Source organism: Micromonospora globispora, from assembly GCF_003857015.1.
GTDB classification, from domain to species: Bacteria; Actinomycetota; Actinomycetes; order Mycobacteriales; family Micromonosporaceae; genus Micromonospora; species Micromonospora globispora.
In genome coordinates, this window is sequence record NZ_QGGF01000104.1 from 1 (window position 1) to 6,604 (window position 6,604).

Consider the following 6,604-nt stretch of genomic DNA (forward strand, 5'->3'; position numbering starts at 1 on the left):
GCCCGAGGTGGTGGCCGCGCCGAGCGCCAGCGCGCGCAGCACGTCGACCCCGCCGCGTACGCCGCTGTCCAGCAGCACCTCGCATCCGTTCCCCACCGCGGCCACCACCTCGGGCAGCACGGTGGCGGTGGCCGGAGCGCCGTCGAGCTGGCGTCCGCCGTGGTTGGAGACCACCACCGCGTCCACCCCGATCTCCGCGGCGCGGACCGCGTCCCGCGGGTCGAGGACTCCCTTGACCAGCAGCGGCAGCGGCGTACGGCCGCGCAGCCATTCGAGGTCGGCCCAGCCCAGCGCGGGCGCGAAGACCGCACCGGAGGGCACGGCGGAAACCCCGGGCGTGCCCTGGTGCGCCAGGTCGTCCCGCCCGCCGGGCAGGTTCGCGGTCGTCACGTGCGGCGGCAGCGCGAAGCCGTTGCGCACGTCGCGCAACCGTCGGCCGAGGACCGGCACGTCGACGGTGACCATCAGGGCGCTGCAGCCGGCCGCCTGGGCCCGGTCCAGCAGGTCGGCGACCATGCCCCGGTCGCGCAGCCAGTAGAGCTGGAACCAGACCTGGTCGCCGGCCGCGGCGACCTCCTCGATCGGCGTGCTGCTCAGCGTGCTGGCCACGTACGGCACCCCGGCCGCTCCGGCCGCCGCCGCCAGCGCCGGCTCGCCGTCGGGGTGGACCAGCCGCTGGTACGCCATCGGCGCGACCGCCACCGGCATCGCCTGCGGCCGGTCGAGCAGCGACGCCTCGGTACGCGGGCGGTCCACGCCGGTGAGCACCCGGGGCAGCACGGCGACCCGGTCCAGGGCGGTTCGGTTGGCGGTCAGCGTGGTCTCGGTGCCGCTGCCGCCGTTGATGAAGTCCCAGACCTCGGGTGGCACGGCCGAACGGGCCGGCTCGGCAAAGTCCGCCAGGCTCGGCGGCCACCCGGCCACGTCCACCGCGACAGGTCGGGCCGGGTTGTCCGGCAGCTCGCCGTCAGCCATCGGCCTGCCCGGTGGCCGGTCGCGCCGGCTCCTTCAGGTAACGCAGCAACACGACACCGTTGCCGAACGGCCGGCTCTCCACCAGCCGCAGGTCGAGCCGGGCGTCGGCGGGAAACAGCGGCCTGCCCCGCCCGACGACGACCGGGTGCAGGTAGATCCGGTACTCGTCGATCAGGCCGAGCCGCTGGAAGGTGGCGGCCAGGTCGGCCCCGCCGAGCACCATGTCACCGCCGGGCTGCGCCTTGAGCGCCGTGACCTCCTCGGGTACCACCTCCCGGACCACCGTGCTGTTCCAGTCGGCTCGGGGCAGGGTGCGGGAGTAGACGATCTTCGGCATGTCCCGCCAGATCCCGGCGAACTCCCGGCTCGGGGCACTGTTGCCCGGATCCTGGTCGGCGGTCGGCCAGAAATCGGCCATCAGCTCGTACGTCCGGCGGCCGTCCAGGAAGGCGCTCATCCGGCGCAGCTCGTCATTGAAGTGCTGGTGCATCTCGTCGTCGACCCGGTGCCAGTCCAGTTCGCCGTCCGGTCCGGCGAAGAAGCCGTCGAGGGAGACCGACATCCACAGGATGATCTTCCGCATCGCGATCCTTTCGCATTGGCGGCACAGGGGACCAGTCTGTCAAGATCCGCGGATGAACGGGGACCAGGTGACCGCGCTGCTGGACGAGTTCGCCGCGCACGGGCTGCGGGTGTGGGTGGCCGGCGGCTGGGCCGTGGACGCGGTGACCGGCCGGCGGACCCGGCCGCACGGCGACCTGGACCTGGCGATCGACGCGGCCCAGCAGCGGGAGTTGCTCGACCTGCTCGACCGGCTCGGTTTCGTCACCACCGTCGACTGGCTGCCGGTCCGCGCCGAGCTCACCGCGCCGGACGGCCGCGAGGTGGACATCCACCCGGTGGCCTTCCAGCGGGACGGCAGCGGCGTCCAGGAGGGACTGGACGGGCAGACCTTCGAGTACGCGGCGGACGGCTTCGCCGAGGGCGTTGTCGCGGGCCGGCGGGTGCCCTGCTTGTCGGTCGCCCAGCAGCTCCGGTTCCGGGAGGGCTACCCGCTGCGCGACGTGGACCACCACGACATCGCGCTGCTCCGCGCGGCCGGGCAGGGCTGACCGCCCTCAGCCCAGGTGCCGCTCGATCCCCTCGGTCATCTTCCCGAACTCGGCGACCAGGTCGACGTCGTAGCGGTCGGCGAGCACGAGGACCGACCAGAGGCAGTCGGCCAGCTCGTGGCCGAGCCGATCCCGGGCGTCGGGGATCTCCCGCCGGCCGTCGACCGCCATCACCAGCTTCGCCAGGTCCCCGACGTCGCCGACGAAGCCCAGGGCGAGGACGCCGGTGCTCCAGGGGGCGCGGCCCGCGGCCACGTGGTGCTGGTCGTACCGGTCGGCGACGGCCCTCGCCCGGGCCTGGAGCTCCGCAAGATCCATGACCGGAAGCTACCGGGCCCGATCGGGGCCGCCGCCGCGCAACCGCTGAAACCTCAGTCGAGGTCGGTGCAGACGTTGTGGGTCGTGCCGTGCACCATGGTCAGGGTCTTGTAGTAGGTCGGGGAGCCCGGCACCGGGGTGAACTCCACCTTGAACTGCCCGTCGATCTGCCACACGCCGCGCGGCAGGGTGCCGGCGTTCTCACCGAAGCCGAAGAGCACCGGCCCGGTGACGTACCAGGTCATCGAGCCGTCCGTGAAGTGCTCGACCATCGCGCTGCCACCGGCGTCCACCAGGGTGCTGACCCCGGTCGCCGTGTTCGTCACCTTGGTCAGCAGGTCACCCTCGTACATCTCCCGCCGCGGCGAGCCGTCCGGGTACTCCTCCAGCACCAGCATGCGGACGTCGTCCACGACGGCCTCGACGCGGATCGGGAAGTCGCAGCGCACCCCGGCGGGCATCTCGTACGGCGTCTGCGGAGCCGGCACCCAGCCGTGCCCGCCCTCGTCGCCGGCCGCCGCGGCGGCCGGGGAAACGGGCCCGGCCACCACCAGTGCGGCCGCGGCCAGGGTGGTCCCAACGCTCACTGTCCGACGCATGATCACTCCATCCGTTGACTGACGATCCGGACCAGGCTCACCGACGCCGCTCACCAGATCCTCACCATCCGGTCGGCCGGCACGACAACCTGCCACGGGGGCCAGACGGTCAGAGCAGACATGGAGTTCCGACTGCTCGGCCCCTTCGAGGCGGGCCACGACGGTCACCCGGTCGCGCTCAGCAACCGGCGCCAGGAACGGTGCGTCCTCGCCGTCCTGCTGCTCGACCTGGGCCACCTGGTCAGCACCGACCGACTCATCGACCTGCTCTGGCACGGACACCCACCGGCCTCCGCCCGCGGCGCCATCCACACCTACATCGGTCGGTTGCGCGCCGCCCTGCACCCGCACGGCGTCCGGATCACCAGTCACCGGGACGGCTACCTGGTGGAGGCCGACGGACACCACGTCGACGTCGAGGAGTTCAGCCGACTCACGCACCAGGCGAGCGGTGCCATCGACCCGGTCGACCGGGTGCCGCTGCTCGACCGGGCGCTGGCCCTCTGGCGCGGCCCGCTGCTCGCGGACACCGCCGACGAGGAGTTGCGCGACCGGCTGCACGGCCCGCTCGAGGACCTCCGGCTCACCGCCGTCGAGCTGCGGGCCGAGGCGCAGCTCGCCCTGGGCCGGCACGCCCGCGTCGTGACCGAGCTGACCCCGCTGGCCACCCGACACCCGGCCCGGGAACAGCTGGTCGCCACCCTGATGACCGCGCTGTACCAGGGTGGCCGGCAGGCCGACGCCCTCACGCTCTACCAGAGCATCCGGGAGACGCTGGTGGAGTGGCTCGGCGTCGAGCCCGGGCCGAGACTGCGCGAGGTGCACCGGCGGATCCTCCGCGAGGACCACCGGCTGGACCGGCCCGATCGACGCCTCTACGAGGTACGGGTACGCGGCGAGAGCCTCCCGTGGAGCGTCGGCGGGCATCCGGCGCTGGACTTCTGCAACACCTTCGCCGGATGGGAGCACGAAGCGCCGCCGCCCGGCGCGGAGTGGCTGCGCGGCTACCGCACCCTGGCGGTGTGGGCCGGCCACGTCGGACTGATCGACGACGTCGCGGTGAGCAGGCTGTCGGAGCTCGCCCGGCGTGATCTCGGCCAGGCGTCCACCGTCCTCGACGAGGCCCGCGTCCTGCGGACCCGGCTGTACGCCTGCCTCACCGACCCGGACGACCGGTCCGCCTTCGACGCCGTGGCGCGCTGCGCGGAGGCAGCCGCCAAGGTGCTGGTATTCCGGCGCGGGGCGGACGGCCGAGGCCGGTGGTGGCCGGACCTCGCCGCCGGCCTGCGGGTGGCCGTGCACGCCGCCGCATGGAGCGCCGCCGAACTGGTGGCCGACCCCCGCCGGCTCACCGTCCGGGCCTGCCCGCACCGCGACTGCGGCTGGTTGTTCCTCGACGAGAGCGGGATGCGCCGCTGGTGCAGCCTCGGCACGTGCGGCAGTGCGGAGGCTCTCGGCCGCACCGCCTGACGGGCCGACCGCTATGGTCCGGAACAGGTCCCGACGGTTGACCGGGCAGGGCCGGCCCGCCGGGACCGCAAGGCGCCTCTTCCAGGTCTACGGTGGTGATCGCGCTCGCAACGGAGGACACCCACGTGCACCCATGGCCGGGCGGGATCGCCGCCGACAAGCGGATGGATGCCGTCGTCTTCGACATGGACGGCACGCTGATCGAGTCCCACACGGTGGTGCCGGCCGCGTACCGCGCCGCCATCCTGGACGGCGGTGGACCCGAGCTCTCGGACGCCGAGATCATCGCCCGGTATCCGCTCGGACCACCGTCCGTCCTCATCACGCACCTGCTCCGACGGCCGGCCACTGATCAGGACCTCGCCCGCTACCACGCTCATCTGGCCGCCCTCGCCGGGCAGGTGACGGTCTACGCCGGCGTGGCCGAACTGCTCGGCGACGTCGGCGGCCGTGCGCCGATCGGACTCTTCACCGGTGCCAGCCATCGGGCGGCGGAGATCCTGCTCGACCGGGTGGGTCTCCTCCGACATTTCCGGGTTGTTGTCGGCGGAGACGAGGTCAGCCGACCCAAACCGGAGCCGGACGGCATCGAACTCGCCTGCCGCCGGCTGGGCGTTGCACCCGCCCGCGCCGCCTACGTGGGTGACTCGCCGCTCGACCTGCGGGCGGCCCGGCGCAGCGGCGCCCTCGCGGTGGCCGCCGGCTGGGGCCACCAGTACGACCCGCGGGAGGCGGCGGACCGCATCGCGGGTCACCCCCGTGAGCTGCTGTCGCTGATCGGCTGAGCCCGGGGGGCCGGATCCCCTCGGCCGGCCGAAGGCTCTCGGGAGCATCGGCCCCAAGGCGGGTCTGACGTCAGGCCGGGAGACGGAGCGCCACGCGTACCGCCTCCTCGGGAGTGCCGACCGGATACAGCCCGGGCACCGCATCGCCGGTTCGGTCGAGGATCCGCCAGCCGTCGAGCGCCGCCACGGGTATGCGGCCCCTGCGCATGGCGAGGGCGACCTCGCTGAGGGTGCCCCACGAGCCGCCGACGGCGATGACCGCGTCGGCGCTCCACACCAGGATCGCGTTGCGCGCCTGGCCCATGTTCGTCACCACGGACGCGGAGACGTCGGCCGGCCCGGGATCCGTGCCGTCGTCGGGGCGTACCGCGATCACCAGGCCGCCGCGGGAACGGGCGCCGGCGGCGACCGCGCCCATCACCCCGCGGCCACCTCCGCAGAGGACGGTGACCCCCCGCTCGGCCAGCAACTCCCCCACCCGCCGGGCGGCGGTCACCTCGGCCTCGCTCGCGTCCGCCGACCCGCACACCGCCACCTGCACCCGCACCACTCCCCGCATCCCCGCTGGTCACCGTGGCGTCGTCGCCGCGACCGGGCACACCGGCGGACAACACCATATGGTCAACGGCTGATGCCGGGACCGGGGACGGCCCGGCGAGCGCGTCGGCCGGCGGGCGAGCACACTGCGGCCGAGAGGCGACCGTGGTCGCCGCAATGGACGGAGGCCGACATGCGCTGGCTGCTCCTCGTACTCATCCTGGTGATGGTCGGTCTCGCCTTCTGGCTGCCGCGACGCGCCCGACAGGCCGGCGCGGACGTGCGCCGCCGCATCGACGAGCGGAACCGCGACGGCGGAGTCGCCGGCTAACGGCGACCGACGCGCAATTCGCTACACGTTCGGTCATCCCGTCGCCACCCGCCGACACCGCCTGTCCCATCAGCGCGAGAAGCCGCCGACCTCCCTGTTGTCCGCGGCGTCCGTATGCGAAGCTGCCCCGGGTTTTCTCGCGACTTTTTGACAGACATAAGAGGGAGGTTCGCCGTGCTGCAGAGTTCTGGGCAATGGCTGATCGTGATCCTGGCCCTGCTGGTGGGCCTGCTCGGCGGGTGGGTGCTGCGCGGTCTCCGGGCGGCCGCGAGCCCGACGGCACCCATCGTGGAGGGTGACCCGGTGGCGGGGGTGACCGAGGTGAACGCCCCGGCGACGGCCACCGTCGACGAGGACGGACCGGAGGCGGTCGTGGACGAGGCGCCCGTCGCGGTCACCGAGGAGCCGACCGCGGCCGAGTACGACGCTCCCCCGGCCGCCGCCACCCTGGCCGCCAACGCCACCACCCTGCCGGGC

General features: G+C 73.6%; 9 protein-coding genes and 1 pseudogene. 5 read left to right on the forward strand and 5 right to left on the reverse strand.

The features are described 5' to 3' along the window. On the reverse strand, positions 1–975 hold a 975-nt coding region (locus DKL51_RS03835; protein WP_148097718.1), incomplete at its 3' end, for an alpha-hydroxy acid oxidase. Further along, positions 968–1,558, reverse strand: coding sequence for a dihydrofolate reductase family protein (locus DKL51_RS03840; RefSeq protein WP_109944392.1), 591 nt, complete (start codon positions 1,556–1,558; stop codon positions 968–970). The genes DKL51_RS03835 and DKL51_RS03840, both read right to left, overlap by 8 nt. Before the next feature lie 52 nt (positions 1,559–1,610). Between DKL51_RS03840 and DKL51_RS03845 the strand changes: the two genes are divergently transcribed. Further along, on the forward strand, positions 1,611–2,087 hold the full coding sequence (locus tag DKL51_RS03845) for a nucleotidyltransferase domain-containing protein (protein ID WP_165823090.1): 477 nt from the start codon (positions 1,611–1,613) through the stop codon (positions 2,085–2,087). 6 nt (positions 2,088–2,093) lie between these two features. Here the strand turns inward: DKL51_RS03845 and DKL51_RS03850 are convergent, their stop codons facing one another. Further along, the gene (locus tag DKL51_RS03850) at positions 2,094–2,405 is read right to left on the reverse strand and encodes a nucleoside triphosphate pyrophosphohydrolase family protein (protein WP_109944394.1); all 312 of its coding nucleotides are present in this window, start codon (positions 2,403–2,405) and stop codon (positions 2,094–2,096) included. 53 nt (positions 2,406–2,458) lie between these two features. Further along, complete coding sequence (locus DKL51_RS03855) at positions 2,459–3,004, reverse strand: hypothetical protein (RefSeq protein WP_109944419.1); 546 nt, start codon at positions 3,002–3,004, stop codon at positions 2,459–2,461. Between the two features lie 120 nt (positions 3,005–3,124). On the opposite strand from DKL51_RS03855, the gene DKL51_RS03860 reads away from it, so the two are divergent. Beyond that, entirely contained in the window at positions 3,125–4,474 is a 1,350-nt protein-coding gene (locus DKL51_RS03860) for a BTAD domain-containing putative transcriptional regulator (protein WP_109944395.1), read from the forward strand. 95 nt (positions 4,475–4,569) lie between these two features. After that, on the forward strand, positions 4,570–5,259 hold the full coding sequence (locus DKL51_RS03865) for an HAD family hydrolase (protein ID WP_243422343.1): 690 nt from the start codon (positions 4,570–4,572) through the stop codon (positions 5,257–5,259). 70 nt (positions 5,260–5,329) lie between these two features. Here DKL51_RS03865 and DKL51_RS03870 read toward each other — a convergent pair whose 3' ends face one another. Then, complete coding sequence (locus DKL51_RS03870; RefSeq protein ID WP_165823091.1) at positions 5,330–5,818, reverse strand: SLOG cluster 4 domain-containing protein; 489 nt, start codon at positions 5,816–5,818, stop codon at positions 5,330–5,332. Positions 5,819–5,989: 171 nt separating this feature from the next. Here DKL51_RS03870 and DKL51_RS34715 point away from each other — a divergent pair, with 171 nt between their 5' ends. Both DKL51_RS34715 and DKL51_RS03875 read left to right on the forward strand, forming a co-directional pair. Further along, complete coding sequence (locus DKL51_RS34715; RefSeq protein WP_165823092.1) at positions 5,990–6,127, forward strand: hypothetical protein; 138 nt, start codon at positions 5,990–5,992, stop codon at positions 6,125–6,127. Between the two features lie 174 nt (positions 6,128–6,301). Beyond that, a pseudogene (locus DKL51_RS03875) lies at positions 6,302–6,604 on the forward strand (hypothetical protein); the annotation flags it as partial.

Coding starts and splice junctions, on each gene's coding strand:
- DKL51_RS03840 (WP_109944392.1), bottom strand. CDS start 1,558: ATGCGGAAGATCATCCTGTGGATGTCGGTCTCCCTCGACGGCTTCTTC.
- DKL51_RS03845 (WP_165823090.1), top strand. CDS start 1,611: ATGAACGGGGACCAGGTGACCGCGCTGCTGGACGAGTTCGCCGCGCAC.
- DKL51_RS03850 (WP_109944394.1), bottom strand. CDS start 2,405: ATGGATCTTGCGGAGCTCCAGGCCCGGGCGAGGGCCGTCGCCGACCGG.
- DKL51_RS03855 (WP_109944419.1), bottom strand. CDS start 3,004: ATGCGTCGGACAGTGAGCGTTGGGACCACCCTGGCCGCGGCCGCACTG.
- DKL51_RS03860 (WP_109944395.1), top strand. CDS start 3,125: ATGGAGTTCCGACTGCTCGGCCCCTTCGAGGCGGGCCACGACGGTCAC.
- DKL51_RS03870 (WP_165823091.1), bottom strand. CDS start 5,818: ATGCGGGGAGTGGTGCGGGTGCAGGTGGCGGTGTGCGGGTCGGCGGAC.
- DKL51_RS34715 (WP_165823092.1), top strand. CDS start 5,990: ATGCGCTGGCTGCTCCTCGTACTCATCCTGGTGATGGTCGGTCTCGCC.